This window comes from Paraburkholderia caballeronis, from assembly GCF_900104845.1.
In the GTDB taxonomy this organism is placed as follows: Bacteria; Pseudomonadota; Gammaproteobacteria; order Burkholderiales; family Burkholderiaceae; genus Paraburkholderia; species Paraburkholderia caballeronis.
In genome coordinates, this window is the sequence record NZ_FNSR01000002.1 from 1,103,163 (window position 1) to 1,128,338 (window position 25,176).

Genomic DNA, 25,176 nt, shown 5'->3' on the forward strand with positions numbered 1-25,176 from the left:
GCCTACGCGAGCCCCAGGCAAACCGCCGCGACGATCGACCCGATCACGAGCACCGCGCCGACCGTCTTGCGCTTGTTCAGCTCGGTCCACAGCAGCACGCCGGTCAGCGACAGCAGGATCAGCGCGCCCGCGAGCGTATCGACGAGCAGCACCCAGCCGATGCTCATGCCGACGCCTTTATGCAGGTTCGTCAGCGTCGCCATGAACGAGTTGTTGTTGCGCTTGAGCGTCACGTAGTCGTTGCCGACCCAGTACTCGGCGCTCACGCTTTCGTTCGGCGCGGCGAACGTCAGTTGCCAGTGCTCGGGCTGCGTGGTCTCGCGGTCGCCCCAGGCAACCGGCCGCTCCGGCTCCTTCTGCACGCGGCCCATCTTCTCGGGCAGACGCAGTTCCTTCTGCGAGCGCAGCCACTTCGCGAGGTCGCGCGGCGTGTCCGGCGCCGGGTCCGGCACCTTCAGCTGCACGGTCGTCACCTGCGGCGCGCCGGTCGAGATGCGCAGCGGCTCGCCGCGATGGTTCATCACGAAGCCGGTCACGCCGAACAGCAGGCCGAGCGCGGCGCCCCACAGGCCGACCCAGCCGTGCACCTTGCGCAGCCACTTGATGAAGGTCGCGCGGCGCGAACGCTTCGCGCGTTCGTCGCGCCATGCCGCATCGGCGGCGGCGTCGAGGGTGTCGGGGACGCTCACGTCTCACTCCAGATACGCAAAAGATTGTGATAGCAGCCGACGAGGCTGCGGCGCGCCTGATCGTCCGCGCCGCTTGCGTTCAGCCGCTGGATCGCGGTGTCCATGTCGAACAGCAGCGCGCGCTGCGTGTCGTTGCGCACGAGGCTCTGCACCCAGAAGAAGCAGCCGACGCGCATGCCGCGCGTGATGGGCGTCACCTGATGCAGGCTGGTCGCCGGATAAACGACCATGTCGCCGGCCGGCAGCTTCACCTGCTGCACGCCGTAGGTGTCCTCGATCACGAGTTCGCCGCCGTCGTATTCGGACGGATCGGACAGGAACAGCGTCGCGGACACGTCGGTGCGCAGCTTCACGCCGTTCGGCAGCACGCGCACCGCGCCGTCGACGTGGCTGCCGAACGTCATGCCGCCCGAGTAACGGTTGAAGAGCGGCGGATACACCTGATTCGGCAGCGCCGCGCTGATGAAAAGCGGATTGCGTTCGAGCGCCGCCAGCACGACGTCGCCGAGTTCGCGCGCAATCGGCGTGTGCTCGGCGATCTGCTGGTTGTGCTTGACCGGCGCGCCCTGGTAGCCGGCCGTCGCGCGGCCGTCCACCCAGGCGTCGCCAGCGTTGTCGAGCCGCTGCCGCACCGCCGTCACCTGCTCGGGCGTCAATACGTTCGGGATCTGTAAAAGCATCGTCGTTTCCTTGTTGCCGTGCGGCGCGCCCGGCGAGCGCGCGAATCCCGCATGGTACGGGACGCGCCGCCCGCCGCGCGCGCCGCGCGGCGCCGGCGCTTACAGCCGGTAGTCGAACGTCGCGAGGAACGTGCGGCCGATGCCCGGCACCGAACGACCGCCGTCCGACTGGATCAGCGAGTCGTAGTAGAACTTGTTGGTCAGGTTCAGCAGGTTCAGGCGCACGTCCCACTTTTTCTCGTGATACGCGGCCGTCGCATCCCAGCGCGTGTAGCCGCCGACCTGCACGTAGTTGTTCGGCGCGGCATAACGCGACGACATGTACGTCGGGCCGCCGCCGACTTCCCAGTGCGGCGTGAACGCATACGTGGTCCACAGCGTCAGCGTGTTGCGCGGCGTGTTCGCCGGCGTCTTGCCCTGGGTGCCGTCGAGCGCCTTCAGGATCGTGCCGTCCATGTACGTGTACGCGCCGAACACCTGCCACTTGTTCGTGATGTGGCCGGTCACGCCGGTCTGGAAGCCGCGCACGCGGATGTCGCCTTCGAGTTCGTATTCGGTCGACGACACCTGGGTGCGCGCGTTGTCCATTTCCTGCTGGAAGAACGCCGAGTTCACCGACAGGTTGCCGCCGAACAGATCCCACTTGCTGCCGACTTCGTACGACTTCGTGCTTTCCGGCGAGAGATTCTGCGTGGCGTTCGTGACGGTCAGCGCCTCCAGCGACGGGTCGAACGACGTGCCGTACGAGAAGTAGTACGACTGCCAGTCGGTCGGCTGGTAGATCGCGCCGGCCCGCACGCTGGTGAAGTAGTTGGTCTGGCTCGCATAGGCCGGCGCGCTGACCGTGTTGTCGATGTGCGCCTGGAAGCGATCCCAGCGCGCGCCGCCGATCAGCTTCCAGTGCTGGCCGAGCGACAGCGTGTCGTTCACGTATGCGGCGAATTCGTTCGCGCCGGATTCCGCGCGGTTGCCGGGGTTCTCGATCACGTTGCCGGGCGTCGACGTGTACTGCGGATTGACGAGCGACACGACCGGCAGGTTGGTGCGCGACGATGCCTGGTTCGTGTAAGTCTCGTGGCCGAGTTCGACGCCGGCAATGACGTCGTTGCGGACCGGACCGAGGTTGAACCGGTACTGGACCATCGAGTCGTTGTACAGCGAGTTGTTGTCGATCACCCGATCGTGGCTCGCGAGACGCACGTACAGATCGGAGAGCGGCAGGTTCGTGTAGTTGCCGTTCGACAGCGCGGGGCTGGTCGACAGCGGGCCGGTCAGCACCGCGCCCGGCGCCGTTTCGCGCGCGTCGGTGCGCGAGTGCGAGAACTGCGTCTGGTTGCTGATCTTCAGATCGTCGGAGAACTTGTGCTCGATGCGCGCGGACAGCGTCTGCACGTCCTGGATCGTGCGGTCGTCGGTCAGCCCGTAGAACGTGTCGCGCGACACCGGCGCCGGATGGCCGTTCAGCGCGGGAATGCCGTAGTCCGGCATGTCGCGGTTGTGCTGGATCAGCGCGGACAGCGTGATCTCGGTCGGCGTGCCGATGCCGAAGCGCACCGACGGCGCGATGCCGTAGTCCTTGTTGCGCATCTCGTCGCGGCCGGTGCCCATCGACTGGCCGAACGCGTTGATGCGGAACGCCGCGTGGTCGCCGATCGGGCGGTTCACGTCGATGGTCGTGCGATAGCGGTCGTCGGTGCCGAGCGTGCCGGACACTTCGGTGGACGGCGTCAGGTTCGCCTTCTTCGACACCTGGTTGATGACGCCGCCGGTCGAGCCGCGGCCGAACAGCATCGACGACGGGCCGTACAGCACTTCGATCGCTTCGAGGTTGAACGTGTCGCGGTAATACTGGTTGCGATCGCGGAAGCCGTCGAGGTAGATGTCGTTCTGCGCGGTGAAGCCGCGCAGGTTGATGTTGTTGCCGATCTGGCCGCCTTCGGCGCCGCCGATCGTGATGCCGGGCGCGTTGCGCAGCGCGTCCTGGAACGACGTGACGCCTTGCGATTGCAGCAGCGAGCGGTTGATCACCGTGACCGATTGCGGGATGTCACGCAGCGCGGTCGGGGTCTTCGCGCCGACGGTCGACTGCTCCGCCTGGAAATCCTGCTGCGCGGCCTGGCCGGACACCGAGATCGTCGGCAGCGTCGAGTTTTCCGCAGCGGCCGGCGCGGATTGCGCGGCCTGGGCCGGCGGCGTGGACGGCTGCGGCGCAGTCTGCGCCATGACCGGGGTGGCGAAAGGTATGGCAAAAGCCAGCGCTAGCGCGCTTGCGAGCGGCGTCTTGTTGAGCATGTGGATCCAATCCGACAGAGGTGACCCGGCCCGCGCTCCCGCGAAACGGCGCGCGAACGGCCCGGATACTTTTGCTGGCTGGGCGGCTGCTCTCGAAAAACCGAACAACGCCGGGCTGGCTATGGGTTATTGAAGTAAATGAGAATCGGTATCATTTCATGTGTTTCTTTTTGTTTCAACCTCATGGAACTTTTAAACAACACTGGAGTTGTTTCAGAAAATTACCTAAATGGAAGTATTTTGTAATTTATAGATCGAATAACGTAATTATTTAGAAAGCTTTTTAAGCTCCTTTTCGACGCTTTCTGCCGGACTTCCTTCGCGACGGCAACGGCCGGCACTATCCGGCATCCGTTTCATTCCACGTGGTGGATAGCTGCTTCTTCATTCATCCGGATACCGAAGTTTCCGGAGATTGCCCCGATGCCTGCACCGCGCTTTCATCTGTCGGCATGAAGCGCACATCGGGCGCGAGCCCGCCAGTTATGCGTTCTGGCTCGCCCCGCCCGGTTTCGACATAGCTCCTATAATGGCCCGGCAGCCGCATCGCAGCGTGCCGGCGGGTGGCTGAGCTTCGCGGAAACCATGAATCGCTTTTAACCCGAGAGCCGCTCATGAAACTGCGCAAAACCCGCAACACCGTTCTCGCCGCGTTGCTCGCGGCCGGACCCGCCGCCGCCTCCGCCCAATCGAGCGTCACGCTGTATGGCCGCCTCGACGGCGGCATCGAATACCTGAACCACATCGCGAACGGCAACGGCGGCAGCTCGTCCCGCTGGAGCGCCGAAGGCGGCGACTGGGGCACCAGCATGCTCGGCCTGCGCGGCGCCGAAGACCTCGGCGGCGGCCTCTCCGCGCTGTTCAACCTGGAAACCGCGTTGCAGATAATGAACGGCACGACCGGCGGCGGCCGCCTGTTCTCGCGGCGCGCCTACGTCGGCCTGAAAGACGAAACGTGGGGGCAATTGCAGGCCGGCCGCAACCTGTTCATCGACAGCGACGGCGTATGGGAATTCGATCCGTTCGTGCAGCAGGCGGTGTCGTCCGCGTCGCTCGTGCGCGGCCGCAACTGGCAGCAGACCAGCAACAACGTCGAATATCACAGCCCGGTCTTTCACGGTTTCGACGTGCAGGGGCAATACGCGTTCGGCAACCAGCCGGGCAACTTCAACGCGGGCGCGCCCGGCGAGTTCGGCCGCTCGAACGGCATCATGCTCAGTTATCACTCGAACCTGTTCGACCTGCGCGGCATCTACGACGAACTGCGCGATTCGAGCGGCCGGCTGAGCAACATCTTCACCGCATCGCGCGAATACTTCGTCGGCGCGAACGTGCGCGTGCAGAAGTTCAAGATCCAGGCGGCCTATACGCACTACGCGGCGCCCGATACGCCGACCGGCCTCGCCGACAGCGCCGATCACTACTGGCTCGGCGCGACCTACCAGGCGACGGCGAACTGGGCCGTCACCGCGGCGGGCTTCTACATCAGGGTCGGGGACGGCGAAGGCGACGTGGCGCACGATCCGTCGAGCCACGCGATGCTGTACGCGCTCGGCACGACCTACAACCTGAGCCGCCGCACGTTCCTGTACGGCACGGTCGCCTATGTGCGCAACAGCGCGAACGGCACGTTCTCGGTGTTCGCGACGCCGCGCGATGCGGACCCGGGCACGAGTCCGATGGCCGGCCAGTCGCAGACCGGCGCTTACGTCGGGATGATGCATCTGTTCTGATGCGCCGGCGTCTGTCGCTGCGAGCGGATTCGATCAGTAATACCGAGCATCGGCGCGCCGATCTACGTGGCGCGATGCGCAGCGAGCCGATGCACGACGAACCGCGCCGGTTATCCCCAACTTCTGTTCAGAACGCTGTGGGTAACCGCTGGAGACCCGGGCCAACGCGTTGATGCAAAACGGTTATCGCGCGGCGCTCAATTCGTGTCGCGCAAGCGGCAGCGACGGCGCGATCTTGTCCACAAAAATTGTTCACAGCCCTGTGGGCAACGCCTGGAAAACCCCCGCATGTCCTTGATGCAAAACGGATCGCAAGGCCGCGACGCATTGCAGGCAGGCCATGCGCGGCGCGAGGTTGTCCACAGTTTTGGTGGACAAGCCTGTGAACAGTCCGGCTGATTCGTCTCCATCGCCTTGACGCGCAACGCTTTTTTGCAGATGCCCGGAAATACCCTTACCGGCAAAACCCTAAAGTCGCCAGGGGAAATGCCGTTAAGAATTGACGGCATTGTCGGGCCGCCCGCACGGCCCACCCTTGCAAGGAACCTCATGCGCAACAACCAGCCTGTCTCACAGCAGGAATACGACTATCCGGCTGACCAGATGCTCGTCTCGGCGACCGACCTGAAAGGCCGCATCCAGTACTGCAATCCCGCTTTCGTCTCCGTATCCGGCTACACGAAGGAAGAACTGATCGGCGAGCCGCACAACATCATCCGTCACCCGGACATGCCGCGCGAAGCGTTCGCGGACATGTGGGACACGATACGCGCGGGCCGCCCATGGACCGCGCTCGTGAAGAACCGCCGCAAGAACGGCGACCACTACTGGGTCCGCGCGAACGTCACGCCGGTCGCGGAGCGCGGCCAGGTGGTCGGTTATCTGAGCGTGCGCGTGAAGCCGTCGCGCGACGAGATCCGCAGCGCCGAGGGGCTGTACACGAAGCTGCGCGAAGGCCGTCTGCGCGGCCACCAGCTACGCCGCGGCGAAGTCGTGCGCACCGGTGCCGCCGGCGCGATCGCGTCGCTGCTGCGCATCCCGGTCGCGACGCGCGCGGCGATCGGCTACGCGGCGATCCCGGTCGCGCTCGCGGTCGCCGCGTTCGCGTCGTGGCAGGGCGTGCCGCCCGCGCCGTTCTGGATCGCATTCGCGGTCGCGAGCGCATGCAGCGCGTTCGCGTGGCTGCAAACCGCCGGGCATCTGCGCACGCCGCTGCATCAGATTTCGGCGGTGTCGGCGCGGATGGCCGCCGGCGACCTCACCGCGCAGATGGCCGTCGCGAGCCGCGACGATCTCGGCGACGTGCTGCAGGCGCTGAACCAGTTGCAGGCGAACCTCACCGCGATCGTGTTCGACGTGCGCTCGCAGATCGACGGCATGCTGACCGCCGCACGCGAGATATCGAGCGGCAACGTCGACCTCGCGCGGCGCACCGAGTTGCAGGCGGCGTCGCTCGAAGAAACCGCCGCGACGATGGAGCAACTGACGACCACCGTGCAGGCCAACGCGGACGCGAGCACGCGCGCGCTCGACCTGGCCCGCGACGCGCAGGCCGCGGCGGCCGAAGGCGGCTCGATCGCGGGACAGGTCGAGCAGACGATGGTCGGCATCACCGATGCGTCGCGCCGGATCGCGGACATCACCGGCGTGATCGACGGCATCGCGTTCCAGACCAACATCCTCGCGCTGAACGCGGCGGTCGAAGCCGCGCGCGCGGGCGAGGCGGGCCGCTCGTTCGCGGTGGTCGCCGGCGAGGTGCGGATGCTCGCGCAACGCTGCGCGGCATCGGCGAAGGAGATCAAGCAGGTCGTCGAGGAGAGCGTCACCGAGATCGCGCAAGGCACCGAACTGGTCGCGCGCACCACCGCGCAGATGCGCAACATCGACGAAGCGGTGAGCCGCGTGTCGTCGATCATCGTCGAGGTCGCGAACGCGAGCGGCGAACAGGCCGAAGGCATCCGCCAGGTGAATCAGGCGGTGTCGCATCTCGACAGCGCGACGCAGCAGAACGCGGCGCTCGTCGAGCAGGCCGCCGCGACCGCCCAGCGGCTCGCGGACCAGGCGGACGTGCTCGACGAAGCGGTGCGGCTCTTCAGTGTCGGCGGCACGCCGACGGTCGCGCGGGCTTCGACGGCCTCCGCGCCGCGCCGGCGCACCGACCCGGTCGCGGCGTGACGCGCGACGACGGCATCGTAGTACCGCCGCGATGAATGAGACGAGCGCCGATTGGTCTGAAAGATCGGCGTAAGTCCCATCTCGACAGCGCGGACCCGCGCCGGCACGATGCGATCGTCAGCACCTGCATGTGGGCCTGCTGACCCGAGTAACAACGGCGTTTAAGCGGTCTGCCGGACCTGTCCGCGCAGGCCGTTTTTCTTTGCGCGTCGTGGCCGATGGCGACAGTAAAAAGACCGACGCGCGAAGCGTGCCACGGCAACGAACCGGCAGCCCGACAAACATACGGCCGCGTCATCCCCATGACGGCCGGGCGACGCGGCATGCACTGTTGCTGGGCGCGCAAAAAGGCGCGAAGAACCCGGGACTCGCGTTACACTGGCTTGCCGGCCATCGCCGGCAGCCAGCGTGCGTCTGCGCTCACTGATCGAAAGACGGCGCGCGGCCGACTCCGTACAATGGCTCGACCACACCACGCATGAGGACAACATCAAATGCGCACGACCGGGTCTTCTGGAAACATGACCCTGCTCACCGAGCATGACGACGCGACCGGGCGCGAATTGCGTTCGCTGCGGCTCGAATCGACGGCGGATGGCAAGAGCATCCTGCTGATCGAGGTCGACGAGCGCAAGCCAGGCATCCACCGGGAAGTGCGTTACGAAATCACGCCGGCAGAGTTGATCGCGGCCATCCGCGCCCAGGGCGCGGAACTGCCGGGGGAATCGCACAGCCGCTGATGCGAATCGCACAGCCGGTGACGCGCGAGAGCGGCATCGTCCGCGTGTTCCCCGCATCGCGACGCGAGGGTTAGTCGTCGCGTCAGGTTTCGTTCCGGCCTGAACGGGTTGCGCCGGGGTCGTCACACGCAGGTCGGCAGGTTGCGCCGCGCGGTTTTCCGGTCGCGCGTCGCCGCCGACGATCTGCTTGCACGCCCGGCGAATACGTCCATAATCGTTGGGTTACTCTCTCACTCACCGCCACCTCGACGGCGACGGAAGTAAGCCGATGCTACATGACCTCGTCGCGCAATATGGGCCTGCGCTGGTGTTCGCGAACGTGCTGGCCGGATCGCTCGGACTGCCCGTGCCGGCGATGCCCGCGCTCGTGCTGTTCGGCGCGATGGCCGCGATGCATCCGGGATCGATCGGCCAGCAGGTCGCGCCGGTGCTCGTGCTGTCGATCTTCGCGACGCTGATCGGCGACAGCGTGTGGTTCCTCGCGGGCCGGCTGTACGGCGGCAACACGCTGAACACGTTGTGCAGGCTGTCGCTGTCGCGCGATACCTGCGTGAAGAAGACCGAACGCTTCTTCGGCCGCTGGGGCGTGCGCGTGCTCGCGGTCGCGAAGTTCATTCCGGGGCTGTCGATCGTGTCCGTGCCGATGGCCGGCGCGATGGGCACGCCGTACCGGCAGTTCCTGACCTTCGACGGCATCGGCGCCGCGCTGTGGGCCGGCACCGGCCTCGCGATCGGCGTGCTGTTCGCGCCGCAGATCGACATGCTGATGGCCGGCGCAAGCCACCTCGGCCGCATGACGGCGGTCGTCGTCGCGGTGCTGCTGCTCCTCTATGCGGCGTGGCGCTGGCAGCGCCGCCGCCAGTTGCTCAAGAAGCTCGCGAACGCGCGCATCACCGTGGACGACCTGCATCGCGCGATGCAGAACCAGCCGCCGCCGGTCGTGTTCGACATCCGCTCGCACGAGAAGCGCAAGCTCGATCCGTACATCATTCCGGGCGCGCTGTTCGCGGACGAACGGCAGCTCGACGAGATCGTGTCGAAATACCCGCCCGACCGCAAGCTCGTGATCTACTGCTCGTGCCCGAACGAAGTGTCGGCCGCGTGGATGGCGAAGCAGCTTGCCGAAGCCGGCTTCGCCGACGTCGTGCCGCTGCTCGGCGGCATCGACGCGTGGCGCGACGCGGGCCGCACGCTCGAACCGCTCATCGCCCATCCGGCCGCCGAAGTCCCGGTCGACGTTTCGCCGAAACCCGTCTAGTTCGCACCGCGCCGCGCGCCGCCGTCGCGCCACTCGCGCCATGAGCGGCGGACCGCCGGTCCGCGCGCACAAGGAGAGCCGTCAGATGGACACGATCATCGACGCCGACACCCGTCACGCGGACACGCAGCCGCCGCCGGCCGACGCGCCGTTCTCGACGATCGCGACGCGCCGCCACCAGATGTTCCCGGTGCTGGCCGACGACGAGATCGACCGGTTGCGCCGCTTCGGCGAAATCGGGCACTGGCGCGAAGGCGACCTGCTGTTCCGCACCGGCGAAGCCGGCCCCGGCATGTTCGTGCTGCTGTCCGGCATGGTGAAGATTTTCCAGCGCGACGGACTCGGGCGCGAACGGCTGATCGCGGTGCACGGGCGCGGCGTGTTTCTCGCGGAAGTCGGGCAACTGTCCGGCGGACCCGCGCTCGTCGACGGCGTCGCGCTCGAACCGGTCGACGCGCTCTTGATCCGGCCCGAGCAACTGCGCGCGGCGATCGTCGCGGAAGCCGAACTCGGCGAGCGGATCGTGCGCTCGCTGATCCTGCGCCGCGTGTCGCTGATCGAAAAAGGCGCGGGCGGCCCGATCCTCGTCGGCCGGCACGACGACCCCGCGCTGCTGGCGCTGCAAGGCTTCCTGTCGCGCAACGCGCATCCGTACTCGGTGCTCGACGAACGCGACGAAAGCATGCGCTGCGTGATCGACCGCTTCGCCGCGCGGCCCGAAGACCTGCCGCTCGTGATCTGTCCGGACGGCTCGGTGCTGCACCATCCTGCCGCGCCCGAACTCGCGACCTGCCTCGGCCTGCTGCCCGAACTCGACGGCAGCCGCGTGTACGACGTCGCGGTGGTCGGCGCGGGACCGGCGGGGCTGGCGACCGCCGTTTACGCGGCATCGGAAGGCCTGTCGGTGATCGTGCTCGACGCGCGCGCCCCCGGCGGCCAGGCCGGCGCGAGTTCGCGGATCGAAAACTATCTCGGCTTTCCGACCGGCATCTCGGGCCAGGCGCTCGCCGGCCGGGCGTTCGTGCAGGCGCAGAAGTTCGGCGCGCACATCGCGATTCCGGTGAAGGTGAAGTCGCTGCGCTGCGACGCGTATCCACGCCGGCTCGAAACGGGCAGCGGCAGCGTGTGCGCGCATACGGTCGTGATCGCGAGCGGCGCGGTGTACCGGCGGCCCGCGCTGACCGGCCTCGACCGCCTCGAAGGGCGCGGCATCTATTACTGGGCGTCGCCGGTCGAAGCGAAGCTGTGCAAGCAGGAGAACGTCGTGCTGGTCGGCGGTGGCAATTCGGCGGGCCAGGCGATCGTCTATCTGTCGTCGCACGTGCGCCATATCGACGTGCTGATCCGCAAGAGCGGCTTCGAATCGACGATGTCGCGCTACCTGATCGACCGCATCGCGTCGCTGCCGAACGTGAGCGTGCATCCGCGCGCCGAGATCGGCGCGCTCGACGAGGACGACGCGGGCCTCGCGTCGATCCGCCTGAAGTCGCCGGGCGCGGACGGCACCCGCCAGTTCGATGCACGCCATCTGTTCCTGTTCACCGGCGCGAATCCGAACACCGACTGGCTCAGCAGCTGCGGCGTCGCGCTCGACGCGAACGGCTTCGTGCTGACTGGCAACGGCCCCGGCGGATCGACGTGCGATCTCGCGACGTCGGTCGAAGGCGTGTACGCGATCGGCGATGCGCGCGCCGGCTCGACGAAGCGCGTCGCGGCGGCCGTCGGCGAAGGCGCGGCGGTCGTTTCGCAGATCCATCAACTGCTGGCCGCGATGACCAGCGAAGCGGCGACCGCCCGTGCGTGACGTCGCAACGTCGCTCGCTTCCGGCTCGCCGCCCGCGGCGACGCCGCGCGGCGCGCGTGCGGACGCCGTCACGCTGCCGATCGCGGCCGCGCGCACGCTGCATCTCGCCGCGCAGGGGCTGATCGCGCCGCCGCGCCGCAAGGCGACGAAGGACGACGTGCTCGACGCGATCCGGCGCATGGCGCAATTGCAGATCGACACGATCCACGTGGTCGCGCGCAGCCCGTATTTCGTGCTGTTCAGCCGCGTCGGCGCATACGATCCGCAGTGGCTCGACCAGCATCTCGCGGCAGGCCGGCTGTTCGAATACTGGTCGCACGAAGCTTGTTTCGTGCCGATCGACGACTACCGGCTGCTGCGCCACCGGATGCTCGACCCGGCCGGCATGGGCTGGAAATACGCGGCCGACTGGCATGCGAAGCATCAGCAGGAGATCGACGCGCTGCTCGCGCGGATTCGCGAAAGCGGGCCGGTGCGTTCGGCCGACTTTGCGCGCGCGGCCGGCGACAAGGGCAATGGCTGGTGGGACTGGAAGCCGGAGAAGCGGCACCTCGAAGTGCTGTTCACGACCGGCGAGCTGATGGTGGCGGAGCGGCGCAACTTTCAGCGCGTGTACGACGTCGCCGAACGGGTGCTGCCCGGCTGGAACGATGCACGCGATCTGCCGCCGCGCGCGGACGCCGAACGGGAACTGCTGATCCGCACGTGCCGCGCGCTAGGCATCGTGCGCGCGGACTGGGTCGCCGACTATTACCGGCTGCCGCGTCGTCCGTATACGGATGCGCTGCACGCGCTCGCGGACGCCGGCGAACTGAGGCCGGTGCGCGTCGAGGGCTGGAAGCTCGATGCGTTCGTGCATCGCGACCTCGCCGCGTCGATCGACGACGCGGAGAACGGCAAGCTGGTTTCGACGGTGACAACACTGCTGTCGCCGTTCGATCCGGTCGTGTGGGACCGCAAGCGCGCGAACGCGCTGTTCGGCTTCGACTATGCGATCGAATGTTATGTGCCGGCCGCGAAGCGCAAGTACGGCTACTTCGTGCTGCCGATCCTGAGCCGGGGTCGGCTTGTCGGACGCGTCGATGCGAAAGCGCATCGCGCGCAGCAGGTGTTCGAACTGAAATCGCTGCATCTGGAGCCGGGCGTGCGCGTCAGCGGACGGCTCGCCGGCGATCTGCGGCGCGCGTTGCAGCGGTGCGCGGACTGGCACGGCACGCCGCAACTGGAGATCGGCGCAGCGCCGCCGGAACTCGCGGCGGCGCTGCGCGAAGCCTGAACGCTCGGGCGGTCGAGGCGACGCGCGGACTTTTACCGCGCCGCCTGCCGTGCCCGTTAGCCGTCGCTCAGCGATCCACCTTCACGCGCAATTCGCGCGCCGCTTCGAGGAGCCCTTCGTAGCCGGAACGGGCGTGTTCCGGCAGATCCGGATCGCCGACCAGCGCGCCGAGCGTTTCGATCAGGCTGTACAGGATGCCCTTCGCCGCACCCGCCGCGATGTTGCCCGATTGCAGCCCTTCGTCCACGTGCGTGAACGCGGCATTCAAGTGCTCCAGGTCCGGACGGGCCTGGGGTTGCACGTCGTCCTGCGGTTGGGTTTCCGGCTTTTGCGAACCATCGCTCGTCATGATGAACTGTCTCTCCCTGTGGCGCGAATGCGAAAAAAACCTTTCCCGGAGTTATATACCGATCGCGTGCGGCCGTCCATTCGACCGGCCGCGGCGCTCCCGGATCTTCTCACCTTTGAACTGCGACCGGCTTCGCACGTGGGCTCGACATCAGGTCGCCGCATCTTCGCCTCAGTAAAAAAACCCTTTAAAACAAGGCTCCGATGTGAAAGCCCGCCTCTCATCCGGACACTGCACCCCGGCGAAGACGCCCTGATGCAAGCGCGTCCGGACACTCCCGAAAACGCTCACCTCTGACTCCGCACGGCGTCCGGCGTCGTTCCCGTTCAGCGACAAGCGACGCCACGAACATTCTGCCGAACACCGTTTACCCCTTGTTTTCAAGGTCTTTTTTCTTTGCGTTGTCTAGACGGCACGACGATTCGCAAACGCCAAACCGCCCAAAGGTGCGCGCCCCCCGGCGCTCATGCCTCACTCCCGAATTACCTCACCTTTGCATTTTCGTGCGCCATCGTGCCGCAACCCGGCACCGGCCGAAGCACGCGCTGAACGCTTCGAACCGATGCGGTATCGTAGGAGGCATGTCAACGGAAGGATTCGCGATGAGTACCCCCGCCCCCTATGCCACGACCGCGCCGACGCGCGCCGAAATCGATTCGCTCGCCGGCCTCGCGGTGCTGGAGTTCGGCACCGACTGGTGCGGCTACTGCCGCGGCGCGCAGCCGCTGATTGCCGAAGCGTTCGCGCCGCACGCCGACGTGCGGCATCTCAAGGTCGAAGACGGTCCGGGCCGCCCGCTCGGCCGCTCGTTCCGCGTGAAGTTATGGCCGACGCTCGTGTTCCTGCGCGACGGCGCGGAAGTCGCGCGCGTCGTGCGCCCGACGAACGCGGCCGAACTCGCGGACGCCTTCGCCGCGCTCGCTCCGAACGCGTAACGACGTTTGCCGGCTCGACGACGGCCGGCTCCCGAAAATCCTCACCCTCGACGGCAGCACGCGATCGCAACCGACGTGCCCGCCGTCATTCGAGCCCGGCCAGCAGATCGTCGATCGCGCGATACACGCGCTCCACCACCTCCGGCCCGACCTCCCGCTCCAGCGCGCTATACCGCGCCTCCAGCTCCTTCGAAATCGCCTTCACGAGCTGATGGCTCTTCTTCGTCAGCGTGACGAGCACGCGCCGCTGGTCGTCAGCGAAGCGTTCCTTCGTGACGAGTCCAAGCGTCTCCATCCGTGCGAGCACGCCCGCCATGCTCGGACTCGATATCGTGCACAGGTCGGAAATCTGCCGCGGCTCCAGCGGCCCGCTTTCGTTCAACGCGCGAATCACGCGCCACTGCTGCTCGGTGAGCCCGTGCGCGGTGATCAGCGGGCGAAAGCGCTCCATCATTTTTTCGCGGGCGCGCAGCAGCAGCATCGGCAGATTGCGGTGCCGAACCCGCGTGGCGGACGACGAGGAACCGGACATGTTGGCTTCGTTCGGAAACGATTCTTGACCCAGGAAAAACCCGCGAACCCACCGGCTCGCGATTGACTCCGGATGGTAGCAGGCGCACCATCGCTAACATGTTAGTGTTTATGCGACGACGACGCCACTCATGTTTTCCGTAGCCGATCATCTGCTGCACGTCGAAGGCGAGCCGCTGCCGCGCGACGTCGATGCGGCATCCGCACGCGCGGCGCTCGCGGCCGGCGTGCGTTGCCGCGCGCCGGTGAGCGGCGCGGTGTACGGCACGCTGCTGAACGACCGCGACGCGCTCGCCGCGCTGGGCGACGCGGTCAACGCCGCGCCATACAAGGCACCGCCGAAAGCGCCGATCCTGTATCTGAAGCCGCGCAACACGCTCGCCGGCCATCGCGCGCGGGTCGACGTGCCGGACGACGAGAACGGCGTACAGGTCGGCGCGTCGCTCGGCATCGTGATCGGGCGAACCGCGTCGCGCGTCGCGAAGGCCGACGCGTTCGACTATATCGCCGGCTATACGCTGGTCGCGGACCTGTGCGTGCCGCACGACAACGTGTATCGCCCGTCGGTGCGCTTTCGCGCGCGCGACCGCTTCTGCGTGATCGGCCCCGCGGTGCTCGCGAAGCGCCACGTCGCCCATCCCGACGCGCTGCCGATCGCGGTCGGCATCGAAGGCCGCCCGACGTTTACCGCCAGCACCGCGACGTCGATACGCGGCGTCGCGCAACTGCTCGCGGACGTGACCGACTTCATGACGCTCGCGGCCGGCGACGTGCTGACGCTCGGCGTCCCGCACCGCGCGCCGGTCGCGCATGCGGGCGAGCACGCGACGCTGACCCTCGCGGACTGGCCGCCGCTCGACATCGCGTTCGTCGCCGCGCGCGAAGGAGCCGAACCATGAAACGCGGCCGCGTCGCCTATGCAGGCGCGATCCACGAAGCGACGCCGGACGGCGACCGCGTGCGGCTCGCGGACGGCCGCGTCCGCGACGAACACGAGGTCGTGTGGCTGCCGCCGTTCGAGCCCGGCACGATCTTCGCGCTCGGCCTCAACTACGCGGAACACGCGAAGGAGCTTCAGTTTTCGAAGCAGGAAGAGCCACTGGTGTTCCTGAAGGGACCGGGCGGCGTGATCGGCCATCGCGGTGATACGCGGCGTCCGGCCGACGTCACGTTCATGCACTACGAGTGCGAACTGGCGGTCGTGATCGGCCGCGTCGCGCGCAACGTGAAGCGCGCGGACGCGATGCAATACGTCGCCGGCTATACGATCGCGAACGACTACGCGATCCGCGACTACCTCGAAAACTACTACCGCCCGAACCTGCGGGTAAAAAACCGCGACGGCGGCACCGTGCTCGGCCCGTGGCTCGTCGATGCGGCGGACGTCGCCGACGTCGGCTCGCTCGAACTGCGCACATGGGTCAACGGCGAACTGAAGCAGCGCGGCAACACGCGCGACCTCGTCACCGGCATTCCCGAACTGATCGAATACCTGAGCGGCTTCATGACGCTCGCGCCCGGCGACGTGATCCTGACCGGCACGCCGGAAGGCGTCGTCAACGTAAACGCCGGCGACGAAGTGGCGTGCGAGATCGACGGCCTCGGCCGTCTCGTGAACACGATCGCGTCGGACGCCGACTTCGCGCGCGGCTGACCGACCCGACCATCGAGGAACCTCAACGGCATGCGAATCGAACATCTGATCGACGGCCGCGCGCACGCGTCGCGCGACTACTTCGAAACCGTGAACCCGGCCACGCAAGGCGTGCTCGCCGAAGTCGCGCGCGGCGGCGCGGACGAAATCGCGCTGGCGGTCGCTGCCGCGAAGGACGCGTTTCCCGCGTGGGCCGCGAAACCCGCGAGCGAACGCGCGAAGCTGATCCGCCGCCTCGGCGAACTGATCGCGAAGAACGTGCCGGAAATCGCGCAGACGGAGACCAACGACACCGGCCAGACAATCTCGCAGACCGGCAAGCAACTGGTGCCGCGCGCGGCCGACAACTTCAGCTACTTCGCGGAAGTCTGCACGGCGGTGGACGGCCACACCTACCCGACCGCGACGCACCTGAACTACACGCTGTTCCATCCGGTCGGCGTGTGCGCGCTGATCTCGCCGTGGAACGTGCCGTTCATGACCGCGACGTGGAAGGTCGCGCCGTGTCTCGCGTTCGGCAACACGGCGGTGCTGAAGATGAGCGAGCTGTCGCCGCTCACCGCGTCGATGCTCGGCCGGCTCGCGCTCGAAGCGGGCATCCCGGCCGGCGTGCTGAACGTCGTGCACGGTTACGGCAAGGAGGCCGGCGAGCCGCTCGTCGCGCATCCGGACGTGCGCGCGGTGTCGTTCACCGGCTCGACCGCGACCGGCAACCGCATCGTGCAGGCCGCGGGCCTGAAGAAGTTTTCGATGGAACTCGGCGGCAAGTCGCCGTTCGTGATCTTCGACGACGCCGACTTCGAACGCGCGCTCGACGCGGCCGTGTTCATGATCTTCTCGAACAACGGCGAACGCTGCACGGCCGGCTCGCGCATCCTCGTGCAGCGGTCGATCTACGCGACGTTCGCGGAACGCTTCGTCGAGCGCGCGAAGCGCGTCGCGGTCGGCGATCCGCTCGACGAAAAGACGATCGTCGGGCCGATGATCTCGCCCGCGCATCTCGCGAAGGTGCGCAGCTACATCGAACTCGGGCCGAAGGAAGGCGCGACGCTCGCGTGCGGCGGGCTCGATATGCCCACGCTGCCCGACGCGCTGAAGCACGGCAACTTCGTCGCGCCGACCGTGTTCGTCGACGTGGACAACCGGATGCGGATCGCGCAGGAGGAAATCTTCGGCCCGGTGGCGTGCCTGATTCCGTTCGACGACGAAGCCGATGCGATCCGGCTGTCGAACGACATCGCGTACGGGCTGTCGAGCTACGTGTGGACCGGAGACGCGGGCCGCGCGCACCGCGTCGCCGCCGCGATCGAAGCCGGCATGTGTTTCGTGAACAGCCAGAACGTGCGCGACCTGCGCCAGCCGTTCGGCGGCACCAAGGCGTCCGGCGTCGGCCGCGAAGGCGGCACGTGGAGCTACGAGGTGTTTCTCGAACCGAAGAACGTCTGCCTGTCGCTCGGCTCGCATCACATTCCGCGCTGGGGCGTGTGACGGACTCGCCCGGCTGCGGAGATGCGGTAAACACGACAGAACAGACAGCAGGCATCTTTATGGGATCGGAGTAAGCGCTGAAGCGCTAACTCCGGATCGACCGCTTTGCATGGGATCGGAGTAAGCGCTAAAGAGCTAACTCCGGATCGACCGCTTTGCATGGGATCGGAGTAAGCGCTGAAGCGCTAACTCCGATCGACCGCCTTGCATGGGATCGGAGTAAGCGCTGAAGCGCTAACTCCGGATCGACAGCTTTGCATGGGATCGGAGTAAGCGCTGAAGCGCTAACTCCGATCGACACAGGAGACACACGCGATGGGCAAACTCGCGCTGGCAGCAAAGGTCACTCACGTACCGTCGCTATATCTGTCCGAACTCGACGGCCCGCACAAAGGCTGCCGGCAAGCCGCCATCGACGGCCACCGCGAAATCGGCCGGCGCTGCCGCGAACTGGACGTGGACACGATCGTCGTGTTCGACGTGCACTGGCTCGTGAACAGCGAATATCACATCAACTGCGCGCCGCACTTCGAAGGCGTCTATACAAGCAACGAGCTGCCGCACTTCATCCGCAACATGCCATACGCGTATCCGGGCAACGTCGCGCTCGGCCAGACGATCGCGGACGTCGCGAACGGCATGGGCATCAAGACCCGCGCGCACAGCGAAACGACGCTCGCGCCCCAATACGGCACGCTGGTGCCGATGCGCTACATGAACGGCGACCAGCATTTCCGCACGGTGTCGGTCGCCGGCTGGTGCATGTGGCACGACCTCGCGACGAGCGCGCGCTTCGGCCTCGCGGTGCGCCGCGCCATCGAGGACCACTACGACGGCACCGTCGCGATCCTCGCGAGCGGCTCGCTCAGTCATCACTTCGCGAACAACGGCACCGCCGAAACGTTCATGCACAAGGTCTGGGACCCGTTCCTCGAACAGACCGACCGGCACGTCGTATCGCTGTGGGAACAAGGCGACTGGAAGACGTTCTGCGCAATGCTGCCGATGTACAACGACAAATGCTGGGGCGAAGGCGGCATGCACGACACCGCGATGCTGCTCGGCGCGCTCGGCTGGGACCGCTACGAAGGCCGCGCGGACATCGTCACGCCGTACTTCGGCAGTTCGGGCACCGGGCAGATCAATGCGGTGCTGCCCGTCATGCCGCTGCCGGCCGCTGCCTGAACCTGCATGGGATCGGAGAACCACGCGATGCCTCACCTGACACTCGAATACAGCGCGAACCTGGCCGACGACGCAAGCCTCTATCGCCTGTGCGAAACGCTCGCGCACGTGCTCGATGCACAGCGCGACGAAACCGGCGCGCGCGTTTATCCGCGCGGCGGCATCCGCACGCGCGCGCTGCGCTGCGACCACTACTTCGTCGCGGACGGCGCGCCGGACAACGCGTTCGTGCATGGCTGCCTGAAGATCGCCGCGGGCCGCTCGCCGGCCGTGCGCAAGGCGACCGGCGACGCGCTGTTCGACGCGATCAAACGCCACTTCGAAAACGACTTCGCGCAGCGCGGACTGGCGCTGTCGCTCGAAATCGCCGAGTTCAGCGAAGCAGGATCGTGGAAGCACAACAACCTGCACGCCCGCCTGAAAACCTGACCGCACGTCGCACGCCGCCCGCCACCCAGGACCCCGCCATGCTAGACCCGCAAACCCGCCGCGAACTGGCCGCGCAGCTCGACCACGCGGAACGCACGCGCACGCAGTTGCGCCACTTCTCGCGCGCGTATCCCGACATGACGATCGACGACGGCTACGCGATCCAGCGCGAGTGGGTGAAGCTGAAGCTCGCGGCCGGCCATACGATCAAGGGCCGCAAGATCGGCCTCACGTCGCGCGCGATGCAGCGCTCGTCGCAGATCGACGAGCCGGACTACGCGCCGCTGCTCGACAGCATGTTCATCGAGGCCGGCACGGACATCCGCGCGGACCGCTTCATCGCGCCGCGCATCGAAGTGGAACTGGCGTTCGTGCTGAGCCGCCCGCTGAAGGGGCCGGGCGTCACGTTGTTCGACGTGCTCGACGCGACCGCGTACGTGACGCCCGCGATCGAGATCATCGACGCGCGCATCGAGCAGTTCGACCGCGAAACGAAGGCCCCGCGCAAGGTGTTCGACACGATCTCCGACTTCGCGGCGAACGCGGGCGTCGTGCTCGGCGGCCGTCCGGTGCGGCCGCTCGACGTCGATCTGCGCTGGGTCGGCGCGCTGCTATACAGGAACGGCGCGATCGAGGAAAGCGGGCTCGCGGCGGCGGTGCTCAACCATCCGGCGACCGGCGTCGCGTGGCTCGCGAACCGCGTCGCGCGCCACGACGAATCGCTCGAAGCGGGCGACGTGATCCTGAGCGGCTCGTTCACCGCGCCGATACCGGCCGTCGCCGGCGACACATTCCATGCCGATTACGGGCCGCTCGGCGGCATCGGCTTCAACTTCATCTGATCTCCAGACGGCCCCCGACGAACATGCCCGCACCCGCCAATCCCTTCAAGCGCGCGCTCGCGCAAAGCCGTCCGCAGATCGGCCTGTGGGCCGCGCTCGCCGATCCGTACGTCACCGAACTGCTCGCGACCGCCGGCTTCGACTGGCTGCTGATCGACGGCGAACACGCGCCGAACGACGTGCGCAGCATGCTCGCGCAGTTGCAGGCGGTCGCGCCGTATCCGTCGCATCCGGTCGCGCGGCCGGTGCGCAACGACAGCGCGCTCATCAAGCAACTGCTCGACATCGGCGCGCAGTCGCTGCTGATCCCGATGGTCGACGACGCCGACGACGCGCGCGCGGCCGTCGCCGCCACGCGTTATCCGCCGCACGGCATTCGCGGCGTCGGCAGCGCGATTGCGCGCGCGTCGCGCTGGAATACGCTTGCCGACTACCCGCGCACCGCCGCCGACGAGTTATGCGTGCTCGTGCAGGCGGAAACGACGACCGCGTTGGCGAACCTCGCGGCAATCGCGTCGGTGGACGGCGTCGACGGCGTGTTCTTCGGCCCGGCGGACCTGAGCGCGTCGATGGGGCTGATCGGCCAGACCGGCGCGGAGCCGGTGCGCCGCGCGATCGTCGAAGGCATCCACGCCGTGCGCGAATGCGGAAAAGCGGCCGGCGTGCTGACCGCGGACCCCGCGCTCGCGGACGATTATCTGCAAGCAGGCGCGACGTTCGTCGCGGTCGGCACCGACGTCGGTCTGTTGAGTCGTTCAGCAAACGCACTCGCGCGACGGTTCAAGCCCGACGCGCGTTGAAGCCGGTTCGCGTCGTCGCTGACGCGCACCTCGAACGCGTCTTTCACGTGACCCGTTCCGCATTGGCGCCCCATCCGCCACTCCCGCATCGCAGCATCGGGCGGCCACGCAGGCAATCCATGCGATTGCCTGCCTGATCCCGATCCAGACGCACTAAGCGATCCGAAATACGAAGGCCCGCCTGTCGGGCCTTTGCGCGTTCTCCGCCGCATTCCGTTCATGCCCCCCGCACCACGCTTGACTCAAATCAATCGCGGGCGCGCGGCGACTCTTATCGTACGGCCAGAAGAATCCGATGCGTCTGTACGAAAAGCGGAACAAGACATCGGGATACCCAAACGCTGTCCGTCGACACCCGATCCCGCCGCTTCGCGACGGCCGACCGGAAGGAGCCTCCGACATGATCCGGACCATCACCGATCGCTTCCCGATGCGCGCGCTGCTCGTCAGCAACGAACTGGCCGACGACACGTCGGCGGGCCGTGCCGCGCGCGTGCTTGCGGAAGACCTCGCCGAACGCCGGATCGACGTGATCCGCTCTAACTCCGCCGACGACGCGCGCGCCGTGCTCGGCGCGGACGCGTCGATCCAGTGCGTGCTGCTCGACTGGGACCTGCACGACGATCCCGAGCATGCGGGTGCGCTCGCGGTGCTGGACGAGGCCCGCGCGCGCAGCGCGACGCTGCCGGTGTTCCTGCTCGCGAACCGCCACGCGGCGTCGTCGGTCCCGGCCGACGCGATGGAAAAGGCCGACGACTTCATCTGGCTGTACGACGATTCGCCGGACTTCATCGGCGGCCGGATTGCCGCCGCGATCGGCCGCTATCGCGAGCACGTGCTGCCGCCGATGTTCCGCGCGCTCGTCGAGTTCTCGCAGGTGTACGAATATTCGTGGCACACGCCCGGCCACACGGGCGGCACCGCGTTCCTGAAGTCGCCGGTCGGCCGCGCGTTCTTCAGCTTCTTCGGCGAGGAGCTGTTCCGCTCGGACCTGTCGATCTCGGTCGGCGAACTCGGTTCGCTGCTCGACCATTCCGGGCCGATCGGCGAAGGCGAGCGTTACGCGGCGCGCGTGTTCGGCGCGCATCGGACCTACTACGTGACGAACGGCTCGTCCACGTCGAACCGCGTGATCCTGATGGCGAGCGTCACGCGCGACCAGATCGCGCTGTGCGACCGCAACTGCCACAAGTCGGTCGAGCACGCGATGACGCTGTCCGGCGCGATCCCGACCTACCTGCTGCCGACCCGCAACCGCTACGGGATCATCGGCCCGATTCCGCCGTCGCGGCTGACGCCGGCCGCGCTGAAGGACGCCATCGCGTCGAACCCGCTCGTGCGCGACGGCATCGACCCGACGCCGGTGCACGCGATCATCACGAACTCGACCTACGACGGCCTCTGTTATGACGTCGCGCGCGTCGAGGCGCTGCTCGGCCAGAGCGTGGACCGGCTGCACTTCGACGAGGCGTGGTACGGCTACGCGCGCTTCAATCCGCTGTACGAGCGCCGCTTTGCGATGCACGGCGAGCCGAAGGACCACGACGCGTCGCGGCCCACCGTGTTCTCGACGCAGTCGACGCACAAGCTGCTCGCCGCGCTGTCGCAGGCGTCGATGATCCACGTGCGCGACGGCCGCCGGCCGATCGAGCATGCGCGCTTCAACGAGGCGTTCATGATGCACGCGTCCACCTCGCCGCAATACGCGATCATCGCGTCGAACGACGTGAGCGCCGCGATGATGGACGGCCCCGGCGGCCGCGCGCTGACGTCGGAGTCGATCCACGAGGCCATCGCGTTCCGCCAGATGATGTCGCGCCTGAACGCGGAGTTCGCGGCGCGCGGCGAATGGTTCTTCAACGCGTGGCAGCCGCCGGTGGTGCAGGAAGCGACCGGCCCTGTGCCGTTCCATCTCGCGGACCCGCAGCGCCTCGCGACCGACCCGTCGTGCTGGACGCTGAACGCCGGCGACGCGTGGCACGGCTTCGACGGTCTCGACGCGGACTACTGCATGCTGGACCCGATCAAGGTGTCGATCGTCACGCCCGGCGTCGAGCAAAGCGGCGAACTGGCCGCGACCGGCATCCCGGCCTGCATCGTCACGAGCTACCTGGACCAGCGCGGGATCGTCGTCGAAAAGACCACCGACTTCACGATCCTGTTCCTGTTCTCGATGGGCGTGACGAAGGGCAAGTGGGGCACGCTCGCGAACGCGCTGCTCGACTTCCGCCGCGACTACGACAACAACGCGCCGCTCGAACAGGTGCTGCCGTCGCTCGCGCGCGCGTATCCGGCGCGTTACGGCAGTCTCGGCCTGAAGGATCTCGCGGCCGCGATGTTCGACACGATGCGCGCGCTGCGCTCGACCGACCGGCTCGCGCACGCGTTCTCGATGCTGCCGTCGCCGGACCTGAGCCCGGTGCAGGCCTACGAAAGACTCGTGAAGGGCAACGTCGAGACGGTCACGCTCGACGGCCTCGCCAACCGCACCGTCGCGACCGGCGTCGTTCCGTATCCGCCCGGCATTCCGCTGCTGATGCCCGGCGAGAACGCGGGCCCGGCCGACGGCCCGGTGCTCGCTTACCTGAAGGCGCTCGAAACGTTCGACCACGCGTTCCCCGGTTTCACGCACGACATCCACGGCGTCGAAGTGGACGACGGCGCGTACCGCGTGAACGTCGTCGCACGGCCGCAGCCCGAGCCGCCCGCGTCGAACCGATAAACCCGCAAGCCCCGCGACCGCTCCGGCCATCGACCCGATGCCGCCGGTCCCACCCACCCGGAGAACTGCAATGAGTCAACCTACAGCAGAGAAGCCCGCCGTGTCCGGCACGCCGCCGGTCCCCGCGAAACCCACGGCGTCGGGCGGCGGGCCGGATACCCGCAAGCTCGGCCTGCTGCTGCTGAGCGGCATCGTCGTCGGCTCGATGATCGGCGGCGGCGCGTTCAACCTGCCGCAGAACATGGCCGCGGGCGCGGGCCTCGGCGCGATCGCGATCGCGTGGGTCGTCACGCTGGTCGGCATGTTCTTCCTGTCGAACTCGTTCCGCACGCTCGCGGACCAGCGCCCCGACCTCACCGCCGGCATCTATTCGTATGCGCGCGAAGGCTTCGGCAAGTTCGCCGGCTTCGAGATGGCGTGGGGCTACTGGCTCAGTTCCGCGTTCGGCAACGTCGCGTTCGCGGTACTCATCATGCAGACGCTCGGCTACTTCTTTCCGTCGCTCGACGGCAAGAACTGGCAGTCGATCGTCGGCGGCTCGCTGCTGATCTGGGCGATGCACTTCATGGTGCTGTCCGGCGTGAAGCGGACCGCGATCCTGAACACGATGGCGAGCGTCGTGAACATCATCACGCTGTCGGTCGCGATCGTCGTGATCGCGCTGTTCTTCCAGAAGGGGCATTTCTCGTTCGACGTGTGGGGCCAGCAGCAGCACCTCGGCAGCACGCTCGCGCAGGTCAAGAGCACGATGCTCGTCACGCTGTGGGTGTTCATCGGCATCGAGGGGGCGGTCGTCGTGTCGGACCGCGCGCGCAACCAGCACCAGGTCGGCACCGCGACGTTCATCGGCCTCGCGGTCTGCACGACGCTGTATTTCCTGCTGTCCGCGCTGCCGTTCGGCGTGATGTCGCAGCACCAGCTCGCCGGCCTGCAGAACCCGTCGTCCGCGTACGTGCTTCAGCAACTCGTCGGCCACTGGGGCGCGATCTTCGTCGTCGTCGCGCTGCTGTTCTCGGTGCTGAGCTGCTGGCTCGCGTGGACCGTGCTGGTCGCGGAACTGCCGTACGCGGCCGCGAAGGACAACATCTTCCCGCGCGTGCTGTCGCATGAAAACCGCCACCACGCGGCCGCGCCGTCGCTGTGGCTGTCGAGCGCGGTGATGCAGGTGATGATGTTCGTCGTGCTGTTCGCGCACGACGCATGGATCTGGCTCATCAGCGTCGCCGGCGTGATGATCCTGCCGCCGTATCTCGCGAGCACCGGCTTCCTGTGGCGGTGCGCGGTGCAGAAGAACTTCCAGGTCCACACGGGCGAAGGCAAGCGCGCGTCGCTGTGGACCGGCGTGCTCGGCACCGTCTATTCCGCGTGGCTGCTGTACGCGGCCGGCCCGACCTACCTGCTGATGTCCACGATCTTCTTCGTCGTCGGCATTCCGGTGTTCTGGTACGCGCAGCGCGAGAAGGACCCGCAGGGGCCGGTGTTCACGGGCCGCGAACGCGTCGCCGCGATCGTGCTGTTCGTCGTCGCCGTGATCGCGTTCGTGCTGTTCGCGAAGGGCGTCGTGTCGATCGGCTGACGCGCCCGCCACTTCGAG

The 25,176-nt window shown here is 67.3% G+C and carries 21 protein-coding genes; 16 read left to right on the forward strand and 5 right to left on the reverse strand.

Features of this window, described 5'->3' with window-relative positions; translation table 11 throughout:
- Positions 1-2 precede the first annotated feature (2 nt).
- The 3 genes from BLV92_RS21435 to BLV92_RS21445 form a co-directional block, all read right to left on the reverse strand.
- Positions 3-689 carry a PepSY-associated TM helix domain-containing protein gene (locus BLV92_RS21435; protein ID WP_090548530.1) on the reverse strand — a complete coding sequence of 229 codons (687 nt, stop codon included), beginning with the start codon at positions 687-689 and terminating at the stop codon, positions 3-5.
- Positions 686-1,369 carry a Fe2+-dependent dioxygenase gene (locus BLV92_RS21440; protein WP_090548532.1) on the reverse strand — a complete coding sequence of 228 codons (684 nt, stop codon included), beginning with the start codon at positions 1,367-1,369 and terminating at the stop codon, positions 686-688. Before BLV92_RS21440 ends, BLV92_RS21435 begins: the two co-directional genes overlap by 4 nt.
- Positions 1,370-1,468: 99 nt before the next feature.
- Positions 1,469-3,661: a TonB-dependent receptor gene (locus BLV92_RS21445; RefSeq protein WP_090548535.1), complete on the reverse strand. Its 2,193-nt coding sequence runs from the start codon at positions 3,659-3,661 to the stop codon at positions 1,469-1,471.
- A gap of 614 nt (positions 3,662-4,275) precedes the next feature.
- Between BLV92_RS21445 and BLV92_RS21450 the strand changes: the two genes are divergently transcribed.
- The 6 genes from BLV92_RS21450 (at position 4,276) to BLV92_RS21475 (ending at position 12,647) form a co-directional block, all read left to right on the forward strand.
- The gene (locus tag BLV92_RS21450; RefSeq protein WP_090548537.1) at positions 4,276-5,394 is read left to right on the forward strand and encodes a porin; all 1,119 of its coding nucleotides are present in this window, start codon (positions 4,276-4,278) and stop codon (positions 5,392-5,394) included.
- Positions 5,395-5,943: 549 nt separating this feature from the next.
- Positions 5,944-7,569 (forward strand): methyl-accepting chemotaxis protein, encoded by a 1,626-nt coding sequence (locus BLV92_RS21455; protein WP_090548539.1) that lies wholly within the window; start codon positions 5,944-5,946, stop codon positions 7,567-7,569.
- Positions 7,570-8,063: 494 nt separating this feature from the next.
- Entirely contained in the window at positions 8,064-8,309 is a 246-nt protein-coding gene (locus BLV92_RS21460; protein WP_090548542.1) for a hypothetical protein, read from the forward strand.
- A gap of 268 nt (positions 8,310-8,577) precedes the next feature.
- Positions 8,578-9,567 (forward strand): DedA family protein/thiosulfate sulfurtransferase GlpE, encoded by a 990-nt coding sequence (locus BLV92_RS21465; protein WP_090548545.1) that lies wholly within the window; start codon positions 8,578-8,580, stop codon positions 9,565-9,567.
- An 85-nt stretch (positions 9,568-9,652) separates the two neighbouring features.
- Positions 9,653-11,371, forward strand: a complete 1,719-nt coding sequence (locus BLV92_RS21470) for an FAD-dependent oxidoreductase (protein WP_090548548.1) — start codon at positions 9,653-9,655, stop codon at positions 11,369-11,371.
- A 73-nt stretch (positions 11,372-11,444) separates the two neighbouring features.
- Positions 11,445-12,647, forward strand: a complete 1,203-nt coding sequence (locus tag BLV92_RS21475; protein ID WP_090551300.1) for a winged helix-turn-helix domain-containing protein — start codon at positions 11,445-11,447, stop codon at positions 12,645-12,647.
- 67 nt (positions 12,648-12,714) lie between these two features.
- Here BLV92_RS21475 and BLV92_RS21480 read toward each other — a convergent pair whose 3' ends face one another.
- Positions 12,715-12,996 carry a hypothetical protein gene (locus BLV92_RS21480; protein WP_243844092.1) on the reverse strand — a complete coding sequence of 94 codons (282 nt, stop codon included), beginning with the start codon at positions 12,994-12,996 and terminating at the stop codon, positions 12,715-12,717.
- Between the two features lie 602 nt (positions 12,997-13,598).
- Here BLV92_RS21480 and BLV92_RS21485 point away from each other — a divergent pair.
- On the forward strand, positions 13,599-13,931 hold the full coding sequence (locus BLV92_RS21485) for a thioredoxin family protein (protein ID WP_090548550.1): 333 nt from the start codon (positions 13,599-13,601) through the stop codon (positions 13,929-13,931).
- A gap of 85 nt (positions 13,932-14,016) precedes the next feature.
- On the opposite strand, the gene hpaR is transcribed toward BLV92_RS21485, so the two are convergent.
- Complete coding sequence (gene hpaR / locus BLV92_RS21490) at positions 14,017-14,412, reverse strand: homoprotocatechuate degradation operon regulator HpaR (protein WP_090551303.1); 396 nt, start codon at positions 14,410-14,412, stop codon at positions 14,017-14,019.
- Positions 14,413-14,593: 181 nt separating this feature from the next.
- Here hpaR and BLV92_RS21495 point away from each other — a divergent pair, with 181 nt between their 5' ends.
- From BLV92_RS21495 to BLV92_RS21540, 9 genes are all read left to right on the forward strand, one after another.
- Positions 14,594-15,361: a fumarylacetoacetate hydrolase family protein gene (locus BLV92_RS21495; protein WP_090548553.1), complete on the forward strand. Its 768-nt coding sequence runs from the start codon at positions 14,594-14,596 to the stop codon at positions 15,359-15,361.
- Positions 15,358-16,116, forward strand: a complete 759-nt coding sequence (locus BLV92_RS21500; RefSeq protein ID WP_090548554.1) for a fumarylacetoacetate hydrolase family protein — start codon at positions 15,358-15,360, stop codon at positions 16,114-16,116. The genes BLV92_RS21495 and BLV92_RS21500 overlap by 4 nt, the downstream gene beginning before the upstream one ends.
- Before the next feature lie 30 nt (positions 16,117-16,146).
- Complete coding sequence (hpaE, locus tag BLV92_RS21505) at positions 16,147-17,604, forward strand: 5-carboxymethyl-2-hydroxymuconate semialdehyde dehydrogenase (protein ID WP_090548556.1); 1,458 nt, start codon at positions 16,147-16,149, stop codon at positions 17,602-17,604.
- A 315-nt stretch (positions 17,605-17,919) separates the two neighbouring features.
- A complete protein-coding gene (gene hpaD / locus BLV92_RS21515; RefSeq protein WP_090548558.1) occupies positions 17,920-18,789 on the forward strand; it encodes a 3,4-dihydroxyphenylacetate 2,3-dioxygenase in 870 nt (289 codons plus the stop codon).
- A gap of 27 nt (positions 18,790-18,816) precedes the next feature.
- On the forward strand, positions 18,817-19,218 hold the full coding sequence (locus tag BLV92_RS21520) for a 5-carboxymethyl-2-hydroxymuconate Delta-isomerase (protein WP_090551306.1): 402 nt from the start codon (positions 18,817-18,819) through the stop codon (positions 19,216-19,218).
- 38 nt (positions 19,219-19,256) lie between these two features.
- Entirely contained in the window at positions 19,257-20,060 is an 804-nt protein-coding gene (gene hpaH / locus BLV92_RS21525; RefSeq protein ID WP_090548561.1) for a 2-oxo-hept-4-ene-1,7-dioate hydratase, read from the forward strand.
- Positions 20,061-20,083: 23 nt separating this feature from the next.
- On the forward strand, positions 20,084-20,860 hold the full coding sequence (gene hpaI / locus BLV92_RS21530) for a 4-hydroxy-2-oxoheptanedioate aldolase (protein WP_090548563.1): 777 nt from the start codon (positions 20,084-20,086) through the stop codon (positions 20,858-20,860).
- Between the two features lie 400 nt (positions 20,861-21,260).
- Positions 21,261-23,582: an Orn/Lys/Arg family decarboxylase gene (locus tag BLV92_RS21535; RefSeq protein ID WP_244283884.1), complete on the forward strand. Its 2,322-nt coding sequence runs from the start codon at positions 21,261-21,263 to the stop codon at positions 23,580-23,582.
- A gap of 70 nt (positions 23,583-23,652) precedes the next feature.
- The gene (locus BLV92_RS21540) at positions 23,653-25,158 is read left to right on the forward strand and encodes a basic amino acid/polyamine antiporter (protein WP_090548566.1); all 1,506 of its coding nucleotides are present in this window, start codon (positions 23,653-23,655) and stop codon (positions 25,156-25,158) included.
- The last annotated feature ends 18 nt before the right edge of the window (positions 25,159-25,176 follow it).